This window comes from Kribbella pittospori (assembly GCF_004331465.1).
Lineage (GTDB): Bacteria > Actinomycetota > Actinomycetes > Propionibacteriales > Kribbellaceae > Kribbella > Kribbella pittospori.
Genome location: NZ_SJKB01000014.1, coordinates 133,652 through 154,177 on the forward strand (window position 1 = coordinate 133,652; position 20,526 = coordinate 154,177).

The following is a 20,526-nucleotide window of genomic DNA, read 5'->3' on the forward strand; positions in this document are numbered from 1 at the left end:
ATGACCTTCGTCATCATCGCGGTCGTCGCGATCATCGTGATTCTGGGAATCGCGCTGATCGTCTCGTACAACCGCTTCGTCAAGCAGCGGAACCTGATCCAGGAGTCCTGGCGCCAGATCGACGTCGAACTGCACCGCCGGTACGACCTGATCCCGAACCTCGTCGAGACCGTCCGGGCGTATGCCGCGCACGAGCGGCACGTGTTCGAGGAGGTCGCCCGGCTGCGGACCCAGGCGGTGAACGTGCAGGGCGCCCCGCCGGAGCAGCGGGCCGCCGCCGAGGGCGAGCTGTCCGGTGCGCTGCGTCAGATGATGATTTCGGTCGAGGCGTACCCGCAGTTGCAGTCGAACCAGAACTTCCTGAACCTGCAGCGCGAGCTGACCGACACCGAGGACCGGATCGCGGCCGGCCGGCGGTTCTTCAACGCGAACGTCGGCGACTACAACACCCGGGTCGAGGCGTTCCCGTCGAACCTGATCGCGAACGGCTTCAAGTTCGAGAAGGCCGGGTACTTCGAGGTCCGCGACGAGCAGGTGCGCTCGGTTGCGCAGGTGTCGTTCGGCACGATCGGCTCGGTCGCCGGTGAGCAGGCTCCGCCGCAGATGCAGGCCGGGCCGCAGTCGTCGGGCCAGATCCAGCCGGAGATTCCGGGTGAACAGGGCAACTACCCGCCTCAGGCGCAGCCACCGGTGGGCGGCCCGCCTGCGGGTTCCCCCAGCCCGCAGGACGGACAGCCGCCGTTCACCGGTGGCCACTAGGCACCGGTTCCCCGTAGTCCAGGACCCCCGAACCAGGACTCCCTACCAGTGCCAGACCCGGGTGCGACGGCGGTCAAGTCGCCACTCCCGGGTCCTGCCTCCCCCCGGTACCTGAGTCAACTGTGACCGACTGAGATACATCCGGCGTACATCGGCCTTCACGCCGGGCACAGGGGATGACACCATAGGTCGGTTCATCACGGAGAGGGCACAGCAGTGGACAGTCTGAGGTACGCAATCCTCGGACCGCTGCGCCTTGTTCACGTCCAGGGCCAGCCGCTGCGCGCAGCCAAGCCGCGGCAGTTGCTGGCAACGTTGCTTCTGCACCCCAATCGGTTCGTCTCGACCGATCTGATCGCCGACGCGCTCTGGGAGAACAGCCCGCCGCGGTCGGCCGTCGCGAACATCCGGACGTACGTCCGGGCGCTCCGCGGCGTCCTGCAGGAGGCCGGGCTGCCGGCGCCGATCGACACCTCGGCCGCCGGGTACAGCATCGAGGTCGGTGTCGACGAGCTCGATGCCAGCCTGTTCGAGACGCTGCTGGCGGAGGGTGGCCACCTCCGAGATGCCGGCGACAGCCGCCATGCCATGCAGGTGCTGTCCCGGGCGTACTCGCTCTGGCGCGGACGCCCACTCGAGGGCCTGCCGATTCCGGCGGCCTGGGAGGGCTCGATCGCCCGCCTGGAAGCACAGCATCGCGGGCTGGTGGACACCCTGCTCGACCTACGGCTGGAGCACGGCGACGCGAGTGGCGCGGCCGTCCTGCTCAGCGCGCGTCTCACCGAGGACCCGTACGACGAGCAGCTGTGGCGGCGGCTCGTCGACGCGCTCCTGGCCGCCGGTCGTGTCGGTGAAGCGCGGGCGGCGTACAACAAGGCGGTCCAGACTCTCGCCGACGAGCTCGACATCAAGCCCGGCCCTGAGCTCGAAGCCGCCGGCGCCCGTGCCGAGAACGGCCGCTCCGCCAACTGGCCGAACCCGGGCATCCCCTCGGTCCGAACGGCGGAACCCGAGGTCGTACAACCGGGTCCGATGGCGGCGCCTGAGCTGACCGATCCGCAGCGACCGCCGAGTCAGCTGCCCCTCGACCTGGCCGACTTCAGCGGCCGGGAGGAGCAGTTGGAGCAGCTGCGTGATCTGGTCTGCGGCCGCGACCCGGTCCGTCCGCCGATCGCCGTCATCTCCGGCGCGCCCGGGACCGGCAAGACCTCTCTGGCCGTCCGGCTGGGTCATCTGGTCCGGGATTCGTTCCCGGACGGGCAGATCTATCTGGACATGCATGGCGCGACGCAGCCGCGTGATCCGGCCGGAGCCCTCACCGACGTACTGCTCAGCCTCAACCTGCCCGACTTCGCGATCCCGGCCGATCCGGAGCGCCGGTCGGCGATGCTGCGGTCCGAGCTGGCCAGCCGCCGGGTGCTGATCATCCTCGATGACGTCGCGACGGCCGGCCAGGTGACTCCGCTGATGCCAGGCACCGGTGCGTCCGCGGTGGTCGTCACCAGCCGGAACCGGCTGATGGATCTGGCCGGCGCGGACAACCTGCCGCTGGGCACGTTCGACGACGGCGAGGCGGCCGAGCTGCTCGAGTTGGTTGCCGGTGCAGGCCGGGTCGACCGTACGTCGACTGCCGCCGAGGAGATTCTGACCGCGTGCGGGAACCTGCCGCTGGCGATCCGGATCGTCGGCAGCCGGTTGGCGCAGCGGCCGGACCTGAGTCTGCGTGAGCTCGCCCGGCGGCTCGGTGACGAGACCTCGCGACTGGACGAGCTGAGCATCGGCGAGCTCGCCGTCCGCACCAGCGCCGACCTCAGCTACGACGCCCTCAGCGCGGAAGAGGCCCGGCTGTACCGGCTGATCGGTCACTTCGCCGTCGGCGTCTTCTCTGCACGCGCGTTGGAGGCGGTGGCCTCGCCGGCCTCGGTCCGCCGCAGCCTGGACCGCCTGATCGAGGTCAACCTGGTCCGGATCAGCTCGGTCGACCACCGCGGTACGGCGCGCTACCGGGTCCACGACCTGCTCCGGCTGCATGCGATCGGTGTCGGCGACGACGAGCAGAAGGCACAGGCGGTCCGGGATGTCGAGACTGTGCTCGACGCGATCCTGAACAAGATCCGCCGGGCCAACGCTGCTTTGAACTTCGAGTACTTCGGTGTCCTCGAGCACTACGGACCGCTGGATGCGCCCGATCCCGCGCCGTTCACCGAGACCGACGCGATCGCGTGGTTCGACAGTGAGCGCAGTACGTTCGTGCCGTCGATCCGTGCGGCCGCGCAGAACGGTCTGCACGACTACGCGTGGCGGATCGCTTGCGCGTGGGCGCCGTACCTGGACATGCGGGCTGGGTTCGACGACTGGCACGGGTCGCACCATCAGGGCCTGATGAGTGCCATCTCCTGTGGGGATCGCCGCGGTGAGGCGATCATGCACCGCAACCTCGGCCAGCTCGCGCTGTACCAGGACGACTGGGACACCGCCTGGCACCATCTCGACGAGGCCGCGCGTGTGTTCTGCGAGATCGGGGACCGGCTCGGGACCGGCGTCACCGCCGTCGGGATGGGCACCTGGCTGCGTGAACGCGGCCGGCGCGACGAGGCTCTGGTGCAGTACGAGGCCGCGATCGAGGCGTTCCTCGAGGCCGGCAACGCGAACGGCGAGGCACTGGCGCGGACCGCGGCCGCCAACATGTGGCTGCATCGCGACGACACCGACACCGCCGGCCGCTATCTCGCCCAGGCGTTCCTGCTCGCAGTACGGCGGGTCGACAGCCACCGCGAGGCCAAGGTACGGCGGCGGATCGCTGCGCTCCGCGTGCAACAGGGGCGGTCCGAGCAGGCGGTGCGCCAGTTGCGGCGTGCGCTGGAGATCTTCAACGGCATGGGTGACGACCACTGTGCGGCGTACACGCGGTCCGAGCTCGGTAGGGCGTTGGTGGCGCGCGGCGAGGTGGCGGCGGCGCGGAAGATGCTGCTGGATGCGATGGATATCGGTCACCGGCTGGGCGATCGCAGCGTCGAGGGTCAGGCCGCGCAGCAACTCGGGCAGCTGTACGTGTCCACGGGCAATCTCGACTCGGCCCGCCGTACGCTCGACCGCGCCGCGCGGGTGTGGCAGCAGGCCGGAAACGACGAGCAGGCAGCCGAATGCCGCCGTGAACTGGCTGCCTTCGACACCGGAGTAGCCGCCGGCTGAATGTACGGCGGCTGTATCCGGCTTCGGCAAACTCACTGGCACACGACGGCACAGGCCGGCGGGTTCGGGGGAATCGGGGGATGGAACCTATGGCCTGGGGGGAGGCAGCTGTGGAGCGCCGGATCGTCCCGCGGGTGGCGAACCCGCGGGACACCGAGGCGGCGCTGAACTGGCAGCTGGAACGGGTGGGATCGACGGCGTGGCAGGACTGGACGCTGAAGTTCCAGCGGATGGCCTTCGGTTACGCGCACGACAGCGGTTGGCAGGATTCGGCCGACGCGGTGCGGTGGCTCGACCACCATGCCCTTCTGCACGAAGGGACGGCGCCACGGGGGGCGCTGGTCTGGTACCAGGCGGTTGACCGGATCCGTGTCGCCTGCGCGGTCGGCTCGGGTCAGGTGGTCGGTCCGCTGCCCGCCGGGTCGGTGGAGGTCGCTACGCTCAGCGATCTGAGCTCCGACTGGGTATGGTCGGACCCGCACTTCCCGTTCGCCCACTGAGGCCGTGTCCGAGGAGGTCTCCTGTTCGACCAGCCAGTCACCGTCGATGGTGACTGGCGCGTGGCGCGGTGTGCCCAGGGGGCTGTTGTCACCAGCCCGTCGATCGATCGGACTCTCGACCGTCCGGTCGTTCTGCACCAGCAGCCGTACGTCCTACCGCCAGATCTCGCCGCCATCAAGCCGACCGTGCTCGCACTGGACCGGTCAGGCCCTCTAGCGCCGTCGTTCGACGGTCTGAACGCCGGACTGTGCGACGACCTCGATCCAGCCGGCGGTGTGGCCCAGCTGAGGCCGGTCCGGTACTTCGACACCATGGCCTCCACCTACCTGGCCGGTGAGCAGTGGCGGAGTGGGACGTTGGCCGGGGTGGACACTGACATCACTGCACACCTCTTCAACAGCGACGGTCGACTGATCCCGTTGCGGGACAACCAGCTGAGCAACCAGATCGGGGTCTCGACCGTCGCTCTGACCTCGGACGGCTGGATGGTGCTGCACCACCAGGGCCTTGGAGCACGGTCGTCCCCCGGACTGGTCGCGCCGAGCGGCTCCGGAAGCCTCGAGCCCAAGGACATCGTGGGCCGGACGCGCCTGCCCGACGCGGTCGGAGCCGGCATGGAGCGGGAGCTGCGCGAGGAGCTCGGCCTCCTCAGCGCGCCCATGAGCGAGGTGCGCATGGAGACGAGCGTGCTCGGCTTCGGCCGCTGGCTGGAGAAGGGCGGCAAACCCGAGTTCTACGGCATCACCCGAATCCACGCCGAGATGGCAGACCTCGACGTACAAATCGACGAATCCGAACGCGAGTACGTCGGCAAACACGAACCGATCCCGCCCGCCGACGTTGCGCGCCTACTCGCAGGGGAGCCCTTCAGCGCACTCAGCCTCGGAACCCCGTCCGTCCCGCTCGAAATGTGCCTCGGCCTGATCGTCAGTCGTTGAGGTGGTTCGTGGCGGCGTGCTTCGGGGCTGCCGGGGTGTCGGAGGGTGGGGTGTTGCGGGCGCGGCGCTTGGCGAGGAGGTATTCGACGAGCATTGGGATCAGTGAGATCAGGACCAGCAGGATCAGGGCCGACTCGAGGTGGTCGTGGATGAACTTGACCCGGCCGAGGGCGTGGCCGAGAAGCGTGATGCCGGTCGCCCAGAGGACCGCGCCGATGCCGGTCCAGAGGAAGAACTTGCGCGGGTCCATCTGGCCGGCGCCAGCCACGATCGTGATGAAGGTCCGCACGATCGGCACGAACCGGGCCAGCACCAGCGCGCGCGGCCCGTACCGTTCGAAGAACTCGTGCGTCTGCTCGATGTACTTCGGTTTCAGGAACCGCGCGTTCGGGTTCTTGAACAGCGTCGTCCCGAGCGCGCGGCCGATGTAGTAACCGGACACGTTGCCGAGGAAAGCAGAGACGGTCAGGATCACGCAGGCCAGCCACAGCGGTACGTCGATCGTGCCGTGCGCGATGAACAGGCCGACGGCGAACAGCAGTGAGTCACCGGGCAGGATCGGGAACAGCAATCCGCACTCGATGAACACGACCGCGGCCGTGCCCCAGAGGGCCCAGTCACCCAGCCAGTTCAGCAGGTACTCCGGGTCCATCCAGTTCGGCATCAGCATCGCGACGAGAGAAAGCACGCGGACAGGGTAGCGTCCCCAGCTGTGCAGGAGCTGACTGGAGAACTTCGCGGAGCGGACATGGTCGGGCCGAACGAGGTCGGCGTCGGCCCGTGGCAGGGCGATTGGCCCGACGATCCGCGGCTGGATCCTGAGCTGCTCACCAACGGTGACCGGCGCAATGTGGTCGACAAGTACCGCTATTGGACCCTCGACGCGATCGTCGAAGACCTGGACCAGCAGCGGCACCCGTTCCACGTCGCGATCGAGAACTGGCAGCACGACCTGAACATCGGCTCGGTGGTCCGGACGGCGAACGCTTTCCTGGCGACCGAGGTGCACATCGTCGGCAACCGGAAGTGGAACCGCCGTGGCGCGATGGTCACCGACCGCTACCAGCACGTCCGCCACCACCCGCGCCTCGAGGACCTGGCGTCGTACGCCGCCGAGCGGGATCTCCCGGTGATCGGGATCGACAACCTGCCCGGCTCGGTCGCGCTGGAGACGTACGACCTGCCGGCCGGGTGCGTGCTGCTGTTCGGTCAGGAAGGTCCGGGGCTGACCGCCGAGGCGCATGCGATCTGCGCCGACGTCCTCTCGATCGCGCAGTTCGGATCCACCCGTTCGATCAACGCGAGCGCGGCCGCGGCGATCGCCATGCACGCCTGGGTCCGCCGCCACACCTTCGGTCAGGAGACCTGATATGTGGGCTGACCACGCGATCTGGTGGCAGGTCTATCCGCTCGGCTTCACCGGTGCCGAGAAGACCGCGGGGACGACGGTCGTGCATCGCCTGCCCCAGTTGGAGAACTGGCTCGACTACGCGGTCGAGCTTGGTTGCTCAGGGCTACTACTCGGCCCGGTGTTCGCTGCGGAGACGCATGGCTACGACACCATCGACCACTTCCGGATCGATCCTCGGCTCGGTGACGACGCGGACTTCGACCGCTTGGTCGCGGCCGCCCACGACCGGGGCCTGAGGATCGCGCTGGACGGTGTGTTCAACCACGTCGCACGGTCTTTCAATGGGCCGGACGAGTGGTTCCGGCATCGCCCGGACGGCTCGCTCGACAATTTCGAGGGCCACGACCACCTTGTCGCGCTGGATCACAGCCGCCCCGAGGTGGCGCAGTACGTCTCCGAGGTGCTCAGTCACTGGCTCGAGCGAGGTGTCGACGGTTGGCGGCTGGATGCGGCGTACGCCGTACCGCCGGAGTTCTGGCAGGCGGTGCTGCCGCGGGAGCGATTCCCGGAGGCGTGGTTCTTCGGTGAGGTGATCCACGGCGACTACGCCGACTACGTCACGAGGAGCGGGCTCGACTCGGTGACGCAGTACGAACTGTGGAAGGCGATCTGGAGTTCGCTGAACGACGGCAACTTCTTCGAGCTCGCCTACGCCCTGGAACGGCATGACGCGCTGCTGGACACGTTCGTGCCGCAGACCTTCGTCGGCAATCACGACGTCACCCGGATCGCGACCAAGCTGGACGACGAGCGGCACCTCGGTCACGCGCTCGCGATCCTGTTCACCGTGGCTGGTGTGCCGAGCGTGTACTACGGCGACGAGCAGGCCTTCCGCGGGCTGAAGGAGGACCGCCTCGGAGGCGACGACGCGATCCGGCCGGAGTTCCCGGCGACGCCCGCGGAGTTGGCTCCGCACGGCCGGGCGACGTACGAGCTGCATCAAGAGCTGATCGGCGTACGGCGGCAGCACGCGTGGCTGACCCGGAGCCGGACGAAGGTCGAGCATCTGACCAACCGGGCGATCGCTCTGCGGTCTGCCAGTGGCGACGAGTCGGTGCTGCTTCTGCTGAGCGTCTCGGACGAGGCCTACGACTTTCCTGTCGAGGTAGGCGACCAGCTGACCGTGCCGGCGCACAGCTGGAGATTGTTGACGGAACGCGTAACCCCCGGCGAGGGTGCCGCGTTGTCCCAGTGACAGAAGTGAGGCTTCTCGACCAAAGTCAGCCCCAACTCGGGCGGGGCGGCATGCATCGTCGGTGTCGTACTGGGTTTGTGACGGGAACAGGGGGTAGTTGATGAGTTCTCTGTGGGACGAACTGATTCATGAGCTCGGGACCGTGCGTGCCCTGAGCGCTGCTGCACTCGAGGCGCGCACGGAAACGTCGCGGGTGGCGCTGATCACCCTCCTCGACGCCGAGACCGCCGAGATCTCGGCGATCCTCGATCAGATCCTGCGGGAGGCCCAGCAGACCTCAGCGGCCTAGCAACTGCGTGAAGGCCTGCTGCAGGGTCTCGGTGGCGTCGTCGGGGAGCTCGGACGCGCGGAAGGCGATGTGCGCGTCCGGGCGGACCAGGAGACAGCCGTGGTCCGGGATCTCCCGCGCCCGCGACCAGTCGCCGTACAGGTCCTCCAGTTCGCGGCCCGGCCCGATCACGTACGGCTCGATCGGTACGCCGAGATGCTCGGACACCGACTGTGCGGCCTTCACCCACGCCTCGCCACCGATCCCGGTGAGCAACGTGAACCGGCCCTTGCCGGCCACGTCGAGGGTGCTGACGGTCTCCGAGCCGCGGGTCAGCCAGCAGTGCGGGATCCGGGCACCCGGCCAGGTCGTCGGGTGGTAGTACAGCTCCGCGTCCCGCTCGTACGCCGGTTCCGGCGTACCGTCCGGAATCACGGCAGTCGAGTGGTACCGCTGGCCGAGCTCGACACCGTGCGCGTTGAACTCGTAGTCCTTGAGCTCGATCGCCGTCCGCAGTTCGTCGCGCTGGGCGGCGCCCTCCGGGGTGTCGTCCTTCAGTGATTCGATCGTCCGACCGGCCGGTGCGTCCGGCGTCATCCCGAGCGCGCGGAAGATCTGGCCGAACTGGGTCCGGCTCTTGTTGGCCCGCTCGACGATCTGCTGCGCGATCGGCGTCCGCTCTGCGTCGTACGTCTCCAGCAGGCTCGGATCCGCCTGGCCGCGGAGGACCAGCGCGAGCTTCCAGGCCAGGTTGTACGCGTCCTGAATGGATGTGTTCGAGCCGAGGCCGTTGCTCGGCGGGTGCCGGTGGATCGCGTCACCCATGCAGAACACCCGGCCCTTCGAGGCCTTCTCGGCGTACATGTGGTTGACACTCCAGACCGACGTACTCTTCAGCTTCACGTCGATCGTGTCGTCACCGACCAGGTTGTGCACGATCTCGGTCGCCATCGCCTCGTCGACCACCGGCGCGGGCTGGGAGATGTCGTAGCCCCAGACGATCAGCCACTCGTTCCAGGGCCGGACCATCCGGACCAGGCCGGCCCCGATCCCGCCGATCTGCGCGCCCGGCTGGAGCACCCAGTACAGGACGCTCGGGCGATGGGCGACGTACTTGGACAGGTCGGCCTCGAAGACGATGTTCATCGAGCCCTCGATGTCCATCGCGCCCGCCATCGGCAGCCCGATGTCCTGGGCGACCTTGCTGCGCCCGCCGTCCGCGCCGATCAGGTACTTGGCACGGATCTGGTACGTCTCCCCGCTCAGCCGGTCGCGGACCGTCGCCGTGACCCCGTCATCGTCCTGCTCGAGCGACACGTACTCCGTGTCGAACCGGACTCGCGCACCACGGCCGGCCGCCGTACTCACGAGGATCGGCTCGAAGAGCGTCTGCGGCAGGTCGCAGGGGAGGGTCGGGCTCGCCTCGGTGTAGTCGGCCAGCCGGCGCGGGTGGGTGCCCCAGGTGCGGATCCGGCCGATCTCTTCACCGGCCAGGCTGGTGCAGAACGCGGTCTGGCCCATCAGGTGATGCGCAGTGCCCTTGTCGATGATCTGGTCCTCGATGCCCATGTCGCGCATCAACTCGACCGTGCGCTGGTTGGTGATGTGGGCCCGCGGAGTGTTGGCGGTCCAGCCGTAGCGGGTCAGGACGATGTTGTCGATGCCGTACGTGGACAGGAACAGCGAGGCGGCTCCACCGGCTGGGCCGGTGCCCACGATGAGAACATCCGTCGTGATCACTGCTGCGCCTCCTCGGTGGTCGCGAGAATCAGGTCGTAGTTGACCGTGTAGAAGGGTTCGTCGAAGGTCTTGCCGTCCGGCGCCGTCCCGGCCGGGTGCTCGACGAAGTCGGCGATCAGGGAGTCCTTGACGCCGAAGACCGCGTCGCTCGCGAGGTACTCGTCACCTCTGGCGAACACGTGGGTGATCAGCCGGGCGTAGCCGGGCGCGGTCACCATGAAGTGGACGTGGGCCGGCCGCATCGCGCCGCGGCCGCCTGCCCTCAGCAGCTGGCCGACCGGTCCGTCGTCCGGGATCGGATAGGCAACGGGTCGCACTGCCCAGAACGAGTAGTTGCCCCCAGCATCGGTTGTCAGGTGGCCGCGGTTCTGTGGACCGCTGGTCTCCTTCTGAACGTCGTAGAAGCCGTCCTCATCGGCCTGCCAGGTCTCCACGAGAGCCCCGGCGATCGGCTCGCCCTTGGTGGTCAGGACCCGGCCGCTCACCAGGCACGGATGTCCGGGAGCGCCGTTCGAGATGTCCCCGCCGAGCTCGACCTCGGGCGAACCGTCGACGAAGAACGGCCCGAAGACGGTCGACTCGGTGGCGCCGGTCGACTTCGGGTTGCCGAGGCCGACCGTGAGCATCGACAGTCCGAGTACGTCGGCCAGCAGGACGAACTCCTGTCTGGTGTCGGTCGAGATCTGACCGGTCCGGGTCAGGAAGTCGATCGCGGTGAAGTACTCCGCCTCGGTCAGCTTCACCTCCCGCGCGAACTCGTGCAGGTGGCGCACCAGCGCGCTCATCACCTCCCGCGTTCGCGGGTCCTGGCTGCCGTCGAAGCTGGCCACCACCGCATCGGTCAGGTCGTCGCCTTGCAGATCCATCCGGTTGCTCCTCATGCCTCGATCACCATCGCCAGGCCTTGGCCGACGCCGATGCACAGCGTCGCCAGGCCGAAGCCACCGCCGCGCCGCTTCAGTTCGTGCGCGAGCGTGGTCAGAATGCGGGTTCCCGAACTGCCCAGGGGATGCCCGAGCGCGATCGCCCCGCCGTTCACATTCACCTTGTCCCGGTCCAGCTCGGGCCATTGCTGCAGGCAAGCAAGGCTCTGGGCCGCGTACGCCTCGTTGAGCTCGACCAGGGTGAGATCGCCCCAGCCGATGCCGGCCTTCTTGAGCGCCTTGTTCGACGCCTCGACCGGCCCGATCCCGAAGTACTGCGGATCCACCGCGTGCACTGCCCGGCTGACAATCCGCGCCATCGGAGTCCTGCCCAGACGGCCGGCGGTCTCCTCATCGGCGATCAGTACGGCGGACGCGCCGTCGTTCAACGTGGATGCGTTGCCGGCGGTCACCGTGCCGTTTTCGCGGAAAGCCGGCTTGAGCCTGGCCATCACCTCGGGGGTGCCGCCGTCGCGGATCGACTCGTCCCGGGTGAGCGGCTGGCCCTTGATGGCGAGGCGCTCCCACGGCACGATCTCCGCGTCGAAGGTGCCGGCCGCCCACGCCTTGGCGGCCTTCTCGTGGCTCGCCAGTGCGAACAGGTCCTGTGCTTCGCGGGTGACGCCGTACTTCTCAGCCAGTCGCTCGGTCGCTTCACCGAGCGAGATCGTCCAGTCCTTCGGCATCTTCGGGTTGACCAGCCGCCAGCCGAGGGAGGTCGACTCGGCGGTCATGCTGCCGTGCGGGTAGGCGCGTTCGGGCTTCGGGAGTACCCAGGGTGCGCGGCTCATCGACTCCACGCCACCGGCGATGACCAGGCTGGCGTCGTTCGTCTCGATCGCTCGGGCGGCCTGGATCGCGGCTTCGAGGCCGGATCCGCAGAGGCGGTTGACGGTCGTACCGGGGACGCTGGTTGGGAAGCCGGCCAGCAGTGCGGCCATCCGGGCGACATCGCGGTTCTCCTCGCCGGCGCCGTTCGCGTTGCCGAGGAAGACGTCGTCCAGTTCGGCTGGGTCGATGCCTGTCCGGCTCGCGAGCTCTTGGAGGGTTGCGGCGGCGAGGTCGTCGGGTCGTGCGGCCGCGAGTGCGCCGCCGAGCTTGCCGACGGGTGTGCGAACCGCGTCCAGCAGGAAGGCGGATCTCATCGGGTCGCTCCTTCGGGCCGGGTTCCGGCCCATGCGCGGGTGAGGATGTCGGTTACGAGCTCGGGCGGGGCTCCCTGGAACGTGCGTGCGGCTTCCTCCGCCTGGTCCTCGGTCAGGCCGAGGTCCTTCAGGTTGGTGGGGATGCCGGCGTCGGTGAACAGGTCGTACAGACCGGTCGCCAGGTCGTCGGTCCCGAGTGCCGCCTCGAGCCGTGCCTTGGCCTGCGGTACTTCTGGTGCCTTGACGCGGGTCACTTGGGGGAGGACCGCGGCGTGGGTCTCGGCGTGCGGGAGGTTGTAGGTGCCGCCGAGGAGATGGCACAGCTTGTGGTGCAGGCCGGTGCCGGCTGTCGCGAGTGCGGAGCCACCGAGGCAGGCGCCGTACAGAAGGTTGCTCCGGGCCTCGATGTCGGCGGGGTCTTGGAGGACTGCTCTGAGTCCTGCTGCGAGGGCACGGGCGCCTTCGACGGCTGTTGTCTCGGTGATCGGGTCGGCCTTGGGTGTCCACACCGCCTCGACACAATGCGCGATCGCGTTGGCAACACTCGCCGCTGTGACCTTCAACGGCAGATGTTGACTGAGCACCGCGTCGTACACCACGACCTTCGGCAGCACCTTCAGGTCGGTGCCGGTGGTCTTGCTGCCGGCGGACGTCTCGCCCCACACGGGCGTCATTTCCGACCCGGCATACGTGGTCGGGACCGCCACGATGGGGAGCTCTCTCGTCAGTGCTACTGCCTTCGCGAGACCGATCGCTGAGCCACCGCCGATCGCGATGAGTCCGTCGGCGTCGATCTCTCGCGCCTTCGCTCGGGCGTTCGCCGCGACCTCGGTCGGCACGTGCTGGGTCACGCCGTCGATCCGGCCCGCGAACCGATCCTTCAGCTCGACCTCGACCACATCTGCCGCGTCTCGCGCCGAGTTGGTCGCGACCACCAGAACCCGCCGTACTCCGAGCAACTCAACCTCGGCGGCCACCTGATCGAGAGACCCGGGCCCGAACACCACTCGCCCGGGGAAGAACGTGTGCACGAAGTTGCTCGTCATCCACGATCACCCCTGGGCCTTGCGACGTACCGCACTCGGACCGCCTCACGCATCGACGGCCTCCCGGTCGCGGAGACGACGCAGTGCTGTCAGCTCCACCTCGGACGGTGGCTCGACTTTTTGGATGCTGTCGGCAACCTTTAGCGGCCAGCCGGTTGCTTCACGCGCCTGCTCGACGGTCACGCCCGGGTGCAGGCGGGTCAGCGCCAGCTCGTTGGTGTCCGGGTCGGGCTCGAGCACGCCGTGGTCGGTGATGACGAGGGTCGGACCGGCGCCGGGAGCTTGGCGTTCGCGGCCGGTTGGGCCGTACCCGACCGAGGTCACGAAGTCGACCTGCTCGACGAACGTCCGCGGCGACTGCTTGACGATCACGATCACCCGCCCGGCTGCCGCCGCGATCTCCGGCGCTCCACCCGCGCCCGGCAGCCGGGTCTTGGGGTCGCTGTGCTCGCCGATGACGGTCGTGTTGATGTTCCCGAACCGGTCGATCTGCGCCGCGCCGAGGAACCCGACGTCGATCCGTCCCGCCCCGACCCAGTAGTTGAACATCTCCGGAACGGACACCACCGCGGTCGCGGTCGCGGCCAGATCGTCGTCTCCGATCGACAACGGCAGCCGGCGCGGCTTCGCGTCGATCGCCCCGGATTCGTAGACCAGCCGGCAGTTCGGCGCATGCGTCCGCCGCGCCAGGTTCGCGGCCAGATTCGGCGGCCCGACCCCGACCAGACACACATCCCCGTCCCGCAGTTCCCGCGCCGCCGCCACATTCATCATGTCCGCGCTACTCCACTCAGACATGCGCCTCCACCCCCTCGACGCGGGCTGCGGGCAGCCCGTTCTCCTGCGCCCACCGTAGGAACGCTGCACGATCGCGCGACACCGCATCCCATTGCTGGTAGAAGTCGTTGTCGCGCACGGAGTACCCAGCGGCGTACGACGGCCACGCCCCACCCGGCACGACGCTCACCGCGGACAGCACCCAGTTCGGCAGGATCACCGCGCCGGTGTGCTCGGGGAACTCGTCGACCACCTCTTCGACCGTCACGATCGCCCGCTCCGCCGCGAGCACCGCCTCGCGCTGCACCCCGGTGATGCCCCACAGCATGACGTTCCCGTCCCGGTCCGCCAGTTGCGCGTGGATCACCGCGACATCGGGATTGACCGCCTTCACCGCGGCCAGTTCCTCGCCGGTGAACGGGCAGGTGACCCGGCTGATGATGTCCCGCTGCTCCTCGAGATCCGTGCCGCGGTACCCCCGCAGTACGGCGAACGGCAGTCGCGCGGCACCGGCGACGTACGCATTGGCGAGGCCGGCGTGGCTGTGTTCGTGCACCTTGAGCCGGTGCGGCCAGTGCTTCTCGACCGCGTCGCGGAGCCGGTGCAGTGAACCGACACCTGGGTTACCGCCGTACGAGAAGACGAGCTCGTCCGCGACGCCCAGCCCGATCAGCTGGTCGTACACGAGGTCGGGCGTCATCCGGACCAGGGTCAGGTGGCGCCGGCCCTGCCGGGCGATCTCGTGCGCGGCGGCGAACGGGATGAGGTGGGTGAAGCCTTCGAGCGCCACGGTGTCGCCGTCGTGGACGTGCGCCGCGATCGCTTCGCTGAGAGGAACTGGACGTGGCATGCGGGCTCCGCTAGGATTTCGCTGAGCGAAAAGTTCTTCTTTCAACGAAAAGTAGGCTAGCCGATGGCTGGTGAGACGTCTACCGGGACCTTCCTGCAGGGGCTCGAGCGTGGGCTTGCGGTGATCCGTGCGTTCTCGGCGGATGCGCCGTCACTGACGCTGAGCGAGGTGGCGCGCGATGTCGGCATCACGCCGGCGACGGCGCGGCGGATCCTGCTCACGCTCGGCGAACTCGGGTACGTCCGCAGTGACGGCCGGCGCTTCTCACTCACCCCGCGGGTGCTCGCACTTGGTTGGGCGTATCTGTCTTCGCTCGATCTCGGCGAGTTGGCCGGGCCGTTCATGGAGGAGCTCAGCGCGAAGACCCGCGAGTCCTGCTCGATCGCGACGCTCGACCTCCCGGACATCGTGTACGTCGCCCGTGTCCCGACCAGCCGGATCATGACCGTCGCGCTCGGGGTTGGCGCGCGGCTACCGGCGTACCCGACCTCGATGGGCCGCGTCCTGATGGCCGGTCTGCCGGAGGAGGAGCTGACCACTTACCTGTCGATGCTGGACGCTGAGTCGCTCACACCGCGGACGGTGACGTCGCCGGACAAGCTCCGCGACACGATCAACCGTGCGCGAGTCGACGGGTACGCGTTGGTCGACCAGGAGCTCGAGCTCGGCCTGCGCTCGATCGCCGCCCCCATCCGCAACGCCCGCGGCCGAACCATCGCCGCCCTCAACGTCTCCGCCCACGCCTCCCGCTCCACCCCCGCCACCCTCCGCACCGACGTCCTCCCCCACCTCCAAGCCGCCGCCGCCCAAATAACCACAGCCCTAACCCACCGCGGCCACCTCTAACCCACCTCTAACCCACCTCTAACCACCGCGGGCGCCCACCTCCAACCCACCGTGCCCACCTCCGACCCGCTGCTGCCACCTCTCGCCGGCCGCGGCCACCTCCGACGCGCCGCGGCCACCTCTCGCCGACTGCGGCCACCCCCGGAGTGCGATCCCGCGTCCCGGCGTCCGCTCAACCCTTAAGGTCGGCGAGGATCTCGAGGTAGTGGGGGTTGTTCATGATGCCGATGATGTTGCCGAAAGGGTCGACCACGAATGCCGTGCGGAAGCCGCTGTTGTTGCCTCGCTCAACGATTCCTTCGAGCAGGGTTGCCCCGTGCGCCAGTAGATGGTCAAGCTCGCCCTCGAGGTCGTCGACGTGCCAGTGGACGATCGCGCCGGCCGGGCCGTGGCTGACGTCATGCCGCGCGTATTTCGCATCGATGATCCCCAGCTCGCACTGGAAGTCCCCGAACCGGAACTCGACGTACGCCGGCTCCTCCACGGACGGCACCGCGTAGTACGCCTCGATCCCGAGCAGCTTCGAGTACCACTCCCGCGCCGCCTTCACGTCGTCGGCGAAGAAACTCACGGTCGCAAACCCTCGCATCATCGTCCTGCCCCTTCCTCGGTTGCTCTTGACCACAACCCTCCCAGCCAAACTGCTCACCAAATGAGCACTTTCCTGAGAGATCTTCGAAGGAGTTGCTGACGAACTGCGCGAGCGACCTGGGGTCAGTCGGTCTGCGTTACCTTGCGGAGGCCTCGCGGGGCGTCGGGGTTCAGGCCGAGCTTGCGAGCCAGGGACTCGATGGCTCGTTGGGCTGGGATGACCAGAGCCAGGGGAGCCAGGGTCTCGGGAAGGTCAGGCCCCGGCAGGTTGACGTCGCAGCGGGCGGCGAAGGTCGGGTCGCCACCGATGCCGAGGATCTTGCTGCCCTTCTCGCGGACGATGCCGGCCAGTTCGATCATGCCCGGGAGCGCCGGGCCTTCGCCGGCCGCGACCAGGATGGTGACCAGGTCGGCGTCGACGACCGCGATCGGCCCGTGCTTCAGATCGGCGTACGAGAGGCCGCGGACCGGCTGCAGGCAGGTCTCCTCCAGCTTGAGTGCGACCTCGAGCGTCGTACCGAACGTCAGTCCACGCCCGCTGGCGAGTACGTCGTGCGCGCCGGCGAGCAGGTCCGCGGCGGCCTCGACGGAGTTCTCCAGCATCTTCGTCGCGGCGTCCGGGACCCGGGCGATGTCCGCGTCCAGCGTCCCCGGCCTCTGCGCCAGCGCGTCGACGGCGACTGTGATCGCCGCGAGCTGCGTGGTGTAGGTCTTCGTGGCCGGGACCGCGAGCTCCTTGCCGGCCTGGGTGATCAGGGCGACGTCGGCGGTCGAGGCCAACGGGCTGTCGCCGTCGTTCGTGATACCGACGATCGCGGCGCCGTTGCGCTTGGCCCACTCGGCCGTGTCGACAATCTCCTGGGTCGCACCGGACTGGCTGACCGCGACCACCAGCGAGTTCGAGAGGTCGAGGTTGGCGCCGTACAGCGTCGCCACGGACGGAGCGGCGAGTGACGCCTGGCGGCCGGCGTGGATCTCGGTCAGATAGCGGCCGTACACGCCCGCGTTGTCCGACGATCCACGGGCCACGAAGATCACGTGCCGGCGCCCCGCGGCCAGCCGGGTGATGTCGTGCCGCAGCGGCAGCACATGCTCGAACGTCGCGGCCAGGGCGGCCGGCTGCTCGGCGATCTCGCGCGCCATCTGGGTTTCTGGAGCGGGGACAGACACCACTGCGATCACTGGTCCTATCTGGTCTTAACAGGTATGCTGCGCACGATAGCAGTGAGCGGCGCTCCGGGGCACCCCCGAGGCCCGCCCAGGTCTGGAGGATCGAGAAGCGATGGTGGCGACCAAGCGGGCCCAGGTCCGATCGGTACTGGAACGGCTGATCGATGTCGAGCTGCATCCAGGGGATCCGATCCCCTCCGAACGCGCCCTGGTGGACAAACTGAACGTCTCCCGGGTGACCGTCCGGCAGGCGATCAGCGACCTGGTCGAGTCCGGCGCGCTGGAACGCGTGCACGGCAAGGGCACCTTCGTCACCGGCCCACAGGTCGACTCCCAGTTGCACCTCACCTCGTTCTCCCGGGAGATGCGGGCCCGTGGCCTCGAGCCCGGGACGGTGGTGCTGTCGGCCACCGAGATCGAGGCGTCCGACGAGACCGCGAAGGGCCTGCGGGTCGCCAAGGGCACCAAGGTGATCCGGGTCGAACGGCTGCGCACCGCCGACGCCTCGCCGATGGCCTACGAGGTCGGCTACTACCCGTCCGCGCTCTTCCCCGGCCTGCTCGGCCGTGAGCTCGGCACCCTGTACGACGTCTTCGCCAGCGAGTACGACGTCGTCGTCACCTCCGGTGAGCAGACCGTCCGGGCGGACAACGCCGACGGTCATGTCGCCCGGGTCCTCGGGGTGGCCAGGCGGGCACCCCTGCTGGTCCTCGAGCGAACCACCTTCGCCGGCCGCAAGGTCGTCGAGCTGTCCTGGTCGGCCTACCGGGCCGATCGCTACCGGCTGCACATGGCCCTGACCCCGCGCGGCCCGAGAACCGGGTCCGCCTGAATGGCCGCGGCCGGACCCCGGACGGACGTCCGGCCGCAACGAACTGGATCCGTCCTGTTCATCAACTGGTCTACATCTCTGCCGATCGCTCCCCGGCCGCCTGGCCGGTCCGGCAGGCGGGCCGCCGGATACGACGAGGTACCGGGCGGCAATACTGGAGCTCGACCCACAAGAACTGTGTTGTGAGGAGTACCGCGAGACATGCCTATTGCCACCCCTGAGGTCTACGCCGAGATGCTGGACAAGGCCAAGCAGAACCGCTTCGCCTACCCGGCCATCAACGTCAGCTCCTCGCAGACGCTGATCGCCGCGATCCGCGGTTTCGCCGAGGCGGGCTCGGACGGCATCGTCCAGGTCTCCACCGGCGGCGCGGAGTACCTGTCCGGCTCGACCGTGAAGAACATGGTGACCGGCTCGGTCGCCCTGGCGGCGTACGCGCACGAGGTCGCCAAGAACTTCGGTGTGAACATCGCGCTGCACACCGACCACTGCCCGAAGGACAAGCTGGACGGCTTCGTCCGGCCGCTGCTGGAGATCTCGGCCGAGCGCGTCGCCCGGGGCGAGAACCCGCTGTTCCAGTCGCACATGTGGGACGGCTCGGCCGTGCCGCTGACGGAGAACCTCGAGATCGCCAAGGACCTGCTGGCCAAGACGGCCGCGGCGAAGATCGTGCTGGAGATCGAGGTCGGTGTCGTCGGCGGTGAGGAGGACGGTGTCGCCAACGAGATCAACGAGAAGCTCTACACCACGGTCGAGGACGGACTGGCCACGGTCGAGGCGCTGGGCACCGGCGAGAACGGCCGCTACATCACCGCGCTGACCTTCGGCAACGTGCACGGCGTCTACAAGCCGGGTGCGGTCAAGCTGCGTCCGGAGATCTTGAAGGAGATCCAGGACCAGGTCGGCGCGAAGGTCGGCAAGGAGCGCCCGTTCGACCTGGTCTTCCACGGCGGCTCCGGCTCGACCCTGGAGGAGATCCGGGCCGCGGTCGACCACGGTGTGGTCAAGATGAACGTCGACACCGACACGCAGTACGCGTTCACCCGGCCGGCCGCGGCGCACATGTTCACGAACTACGACGGTGTGCTGAAGGTCGACGGGAACGTCGGCAACAAGAAGGCCTACGACCCGCGCGCGTGGGGCAAGGCCGCCGAAGAGGGCATGGCCAAGCGCGTCGTCGAGGCCTGCGAGAGCCTCCGCTCGGCGGGTACGGCGATCAACGCCTGACATCAGATCCTCCTGAAGGGTCGTCGTCGAGGGGCTCACCGCTGCGTGCGGTGGGCCCCTTGTCACATGCGGGCACGGGCGAGGTCGAAGTGGCGGACGCCGGTACGGCGGGATGCTCGGGCGAAGGTGGACCGGACGCGGTCGATGACGGCTGGTGGATCGTTGAGATCGGCCCAGGGGATCCAGCAGTGCTCGATCGGAAGTGGGGCGGACGGGTCGGGGATTGGGGTTGGCGCGGCTGACTCGTCCTCGTCCGGCTCGAAATCGTCGTACCAGAAGGGGAAGCGCGGCTCGAACTCGAGCACTGTGCGTTCTTCCGGGAACCAGAGGGACGTGGTCTCGGGCTGACCTGGATCGGGTGTGTCCGCGTCCGGGGCCGGGAGCGCTGATGGGGTGGGGAAGCCGGCTCCGGCGAGGATGAAGCGCAGCCGTGATTCAGCCACCGACGCCGAGTTCGTGCAGGCGAGGGACGTGATCTCGACCGAGCGTTCGTTGCCGTGGTCGTGGGCCGCGCGCTTCAGCGAGCGTCTGGTGACGAGACCGGCGTACAGCGCGGCGTCGGCCAGGACCACGGCCTGCGTCTTGGGGGCGGTCGCCGCCACCTCGGCAACTGCGCGGGCCGGGGAGACCATCCGGAGCTTGTTCCACAGCTGGATGCCTGGGCCGACTGGATCGCGAATGTGACGGTGCACGCCACCGACGCAGCCCGGGCGCCCGGCCGGCGCGGTCACGTGCACGCGGGACAGGTCGAGCCCCCAGACCGGTAAGGCATGCAGGGCCGCGGCCGATTGATGGCTGGCATAGACGTTGGGTCCGCCGGAGCGGAGGACGCGCGACACCTTCCGCAGATGCAGGACTTCCTGAGTGATCAGGATGAGCGACCGGCGCTCGGCATACGTGCCCGGCCGGATCCGGCGCCAGCCGCCGGTGTCCAGCAAGGAGTCGATATCCGGATCGGGGTAACCACACGCCCGAGCATCAGCCCGAGTGAACACTCCACCCCGAATCGAGGCCATCACAGCAAGTTGAGGATTCATGCCCTAGAACCTGCCGCGATCAGCCCCCTCCACGAACCACGACTTCGAACCTGTGGAGAACCTGGGGATCACAGCCGA

At 68.5% G+C, this 20,526-nt stretch carries 20 protein-coding genes; 10 read left to right on the forward strand and 10 right to left on the reverse strand.

Annotated features, from left to right (window positions below):
* The 4 genes from E0H73_RS35080 to E0H73_RS35095 all read left to right on the forward strand — a co-directional run bounded on the left by E0H73_RS35080 (position 1) and on the right by E0H73_RS35095 (position 5,390).
* Positions 1-759, forward strand: a complete 759-nt coding sequence (locus tag E0H73_RS35080; protein ID WP_131363736.1) for a LemA family protein — start codon at positions 1-3, stop codon at positions 757-759.
* 216 nt (positions 760-975) lie between these two features.
* Positions 976-3,951, forward strand: a complete 2,976-nt coding sequence (locus E0H73_RS35085) for an AfsR/SARP family transcriptional regulator (RefSeq protein ID WP_131363738.1) — start codon at positions 976-978, stop codon at positions 3,949-3,951.
* Between the two features lie 110 nt (positions 3,952-4,061).
* On the forward strand, positions 4,062-4,451 hold the full coding sequence (locus E0H73_RS35090; protein ID WP_238164475.1) for a hypothetical protein: 390 nt from the start codon (positions 4,062-4,064) through the stop codon (positions 4,449-4,451).
* 60 nt (positions 4,452-4,511) lie between these two features.
* The gene (locus E0H73_RS35095; protein WP_131363740.1) at positions 4,512-5,390 is read left to right on the forward strand and encodes a hypothetical protein; all 879 of its coding nucleotides are present in this window, start codon (positions 4,512-4,514) and stop codon (positions 5,388-5,390) included.
* On the opposite strand, the gene E0H73_RS35100 is transcribed toward E0H73_RS35095, so the two are convergent.
* On the reverse strand, positions 5,380-6,078 hold the full coding sequence (locus E0H73_RS35100) for a DedA family protein (RefSeq protein ID WP_272949174.1): 699 nt from the start codon (positions 6,076-6,078) through the stop codon (positions 5,380-5,382). The two genes, E0H73_RS35095 and E0H73_RS35100, sit on opposite strands and share 11 nt — an antisense overlap.
* Before the next feature lie 60 nt (positions 6,079-6,138).
* Here E0H73_RS35100 and E0H73_RS35105 point away from each other — a divergent pair, with 60 nt between their 5' ends.
* The 3 genes from E0H73_RS35105 to E0H73_RS35115 all read left to right on the forward strand — a co-directional run bounded on the left by E0H73_RS35105 (position 6,139) and on the right by E0H73_RS35115 (position 8,285).
* The gene (locus E0H73_RS35105) at positions 6,139-6,759 is read left to right on the forward strand and encodes a TrmH family RNA methyltransferase (protein WP_131363875.1); all 621 of its coding nucleotides are present in this window, start codon (positions 6,139-6,141) and stop codon (positions 6,757-6,759) included.
* A gap of 1 nt (position 6,760) precedes the next feature.
* Positions 6,761-7,996 (forward strand): alpha-amylase family protein, encoded by a 1,236-nt coding sequence (locus E0H73_RS35110; protein ID WP_131363742.1) that lies wholly within the window; start codon positions 6,761-6,763, stop codon positions 7,994-7,996.
* A gap of 100 nt (positions 7,997-8,096) precedes the next feature.
* On the forward strand, positions 8,097-8,285 hold the full coding sequence (locus tag E0H73_RS35115) for a hypothetical protein (RefSeq protein ID WP_131363744.1): 189 nt from the start codon (positions 8,097-8,099) through the stop codon (positions 8,283-8,285).
* Here E0H73_RS35115 and E0H73_RS35120 read toward each other — a convergent pair.
* From E0H73_RS35120 to E0H73_RS35145, 6 genes are read right to left on the reverse strand one after another with little or no spacing between them, the layout of a single operon-like run.
* Positions 8,274-10,004 (reverse strand): FAD-dependent oxidoreductase, encoded by a 1,731-nt coding sequence (locus tag E0H73_RS35120; protein ID WP_131363746.1) that lies wholly within the window; start codon positions 10,002-10,004, stop codon positions 8,274-8,276. The two genes, E0H73_RS35115 and E0H73_RS35120, sit on opposite strands and share 12 nt — an antisense overlap.
* Positions 10,001-10,870, reverse strand: a complete 870-nt coding sequence (locus E0H73_RS35125) for an intradiol ring-cleavage dioxygenase (RefSeq protein ID WP_238164476.1) — start codon at positions 10,868-10,870, stop codon at positions 10,001-10,003. The genes E0H73_RS35120 and E0H73_RS35125 overlap by 4 nt, the downstream gene beginning before the upstream one ends.
* A gap of 11 nt (positions 10,871-10,881) precedes the next feature.
* Positions 10,882-12,072, reverse strand: coding sequence for a thiolase family protein (locus tag E0H73_RS35130; protein ID WP_131363750.1), 1,191 nt, complete (start codon positions 12,070-12,072; stop codon positions 10,882-10,884).
* Positions 12,069-13,118: a maleylacetate reductase gene (locus E0H73_RS35135; protein ID WP_131363752.1), complete on the reverse strand. Its 1,050-nt coding sequence runs from the start codon at positions 13,116-13,118 to the stop codon at positions 12,069-12,071. The genes E0H73_RS35130 and E0H73_RS35135 overlap by 4 nt, the downstream gene beginning before the upstream one ends.
* Positions 13,119-13,163: 45 nt before the next feature.
* Entirely contained in the window at positions 13,164-13,916 is a 753-nt protein-coding gene (locus E0H73_RS35140; RefSeq protein WP_131363754.1) for a CoA-transferase subunit beta, read from the reverse strand.
* On the reverse strand, positions 13,909-14,745 hold the full coding sequence (locus E0H73_RS35145; protein ID WP_131363756.1) for a CoA transferase subunit A: 837 nt from the start codon (positions 14,743-14,745) through the stop codon (positions 13,909-13,911). The genes E0H73_RS35140 and E0H73_RS35145 overlap by 8 nt, the downstream gene beginning before the upstream one ends.
* Positions 14,746-14,808: 63 nt before the next feature.
* Here E0H73_RS35145 and E0H73_RS35150 point away from each other — a divergent pair, with 63 nt between their 5' ends.
* Positions 14,809-15,591 (forward strand): IclR family transcriptional regulator domain-containing protein, encoded by a 783-nt coding sequence (locus E0H73_RS35150; protein WP_131363758.1) that lies wholly within the window; start codon positions 14,809-14,811, stop codon positions 15,589-15,591.
* 172 nt (positions 15,592-15,763) lie between these two features.
* Here the strand turns inward: E0H73_RS35150 and E0H73_RS35155 are convergent, their stop codons facing one another.
* Together E0H73_RS35155 and E0H73_RS35160 are read right to left on the reverse strand one after the other, a co-directional pair.
* Positions 15,764-16,162 (reverse strand): VOC family protein, encoded by a 399-nt coding sequence (locus E0H73_RS35155; RefSeq protein WP_238164477.1) that lies wholly within the window; start codon positions 16,160-16,162, stop codon positions 15,764-15,766.
* A 143-nt stretch (positions 16,163-16,305) separates the two neighbouring features.
* Positions 16,306-17,325 carry an SIS domain-containing protein gene (locus tag E0H73_RS35160; protein WP_131363762.1) on the reverse strand — a complete coding sequence of 340 codons (1,020 nt, stop codon included), beginning with the start codon at positions 17,323-17,325 and terminating at the stop codon, positions 16,306-16,308.
* Positions 17,326-17,464: 139 nt separating this feature from the next.
* On the opposite strand from E0H73_RS35160, the gene E0H73_RS35165 reads away from it, so the two are divergent.
* Complete coding sequence (locus E0H73_RS35165) at positions 17,465-18,184, forward strand: GntR family transcriptional regulator (RefSeq protein ID WP_131363764.1); 720 nt, start codon at positions 17,465-17,467, stop codon at positions 18,182-18,184.
* Positions 18,185-18,385: 201 nt separating this feature from the next.
* The gene (gene fbaA, locus E0H73_RS35170) at positions 18,386-19,411 is read left to right on the forward strand and encodes a class II fructose-bisphosphate aldolase (protein WP_131363766.1); all 1,026 of its coding nucleotides are present in this window, start codon (positions 18,386-18,388) and stop codon (positions 19,409-19,411) included.
* Positions 19,412-19,473: 62 nt separating this feature from the next.
* On the opposite strand, the gene E0H73_RS35175 is transcribed toward fbaA, so the two are convergent.
* Complete coding sequence (locus tag E0H73_RS35175) at positions 19,474-20,427, reverse strand: type IV toxin-antitoxin system AbiEi family antitoxin domain-containing protein (protein WP_131363768.1); 954 nt, start codon at positions 20,425-20,427, stop codon at positions 19,474-19,476.
* Between the last annotated feature and the right edge of the window lie 99 nt (positions 20,428-20,526).

What these genes read in the sequence shown, in the direction of transcription:
- E0H73_RS35080 (WP_131363736.1), top strand. Translation starts at nt 1, where the DNA reads ATGACCTTCGTCATCATCGCGGTCGTCGCGATCATCGTGATTCTGGGA.
- E0H73_RS35105 (WP_131363875.1), top strand. Translation starts at nt 6,139, where the DNA reads ATGGTCGGGCCGAACGAGGTCGGCGTCGGCCCGTGGCAGGGCGATTGG.
- E0H73_RS35110 (WP_131363742.1), top strand. Translation starts at nt 6,761, where the DNA reads ATGTGGGCTGACCACGCGATCTGGTGGCAGGTCTATCCGCTCGGCTTC.
- E0H73_RS35115 (WP_131363744.1), top strand. Translation starts at nt 8,097, where the DNA reads ATGAGTTCTCTGTGGGACGAACTGATTCATGAGCTCGGGACCGTGCGT.
- E0H73_RS35125 (WP_238164476.1), bottom strand. Translation starts at nt 10,870, where the DNA reads ATGGATCTGCAAGGCGACGACCTGACCGATGCGGTGGTGGCCAGCTTC.
- E0H73_RS35130 (WP_131363750.1), bottom strand. Translation starts at nt 12,072, where the DNA reads ATGAGATCCGCCTTCCTGCTGGACGCGGTTCGCACACCCGTCGGCAAG.
- E0H73_RS35135 (WP_131363752.1), bottom strand. Translation starts at nt 13,118, where the DNA reads ATGACGAGCAACTTCGTGCACACGTTCTTCCCCGGGCGAGTGGTGTTC.
- E0H73_RS35140 (WP_131363754.1), bottom strand. Translation starts at nt 13,916, where the DNA reads ATGTCTGAGTGGAGTAGCGCGGACATGATGAATGTGGCGGCGGCGCGG.
- E0H73_RS35145 (WP_131363756.1), bottom strand. Translation starts at nt 14,745, where the DNA reads ATGCCACGTCCAGTTCCTCTCAGCGAAGCGATCGCGGCGCACGTCCAC.
- E0H73_RS35150 (WP_131363758.1), top strand. Translation starts at nt 14,809, where the DNA reads ATGGCTGGTGAGACGTCTACCGGGACCTTCCTGCAGGGGCTCGAGCGT.
- E0H73_RS35160 (WP_131363762.1), bottom strand. Translation starts at nt 17,325, where the DNA reads ATGGCGCGCGAGATCGCCGAGCAGCCGGCCGCCCTGGCCGCGACGTTC.
- E0H73_RS35165 (WP_131363764.1), top strand. Translation starts at nt 17,465, where the DNA reads ATGGTGGCGACCAAGCGGGCCCAGGTCCGATCGGTACTGGAACGGCTG.
- fbaA (WP_131363766.1), top strand. Translation starts at nt 18,386, where the DNA reads ATGCCTATTGCCACCCCTGAGGTCTACGCCGAGATGCTGGACAAGGCC.
- E0H73_RS35175 (WP_131363768.1), bottom strand. Translation starts at nt 20,427, where the DNA reads ATGGCCTCGATTCGGGGTGGAGTGTTCACTCGGGCTGATGCTCGGGCG.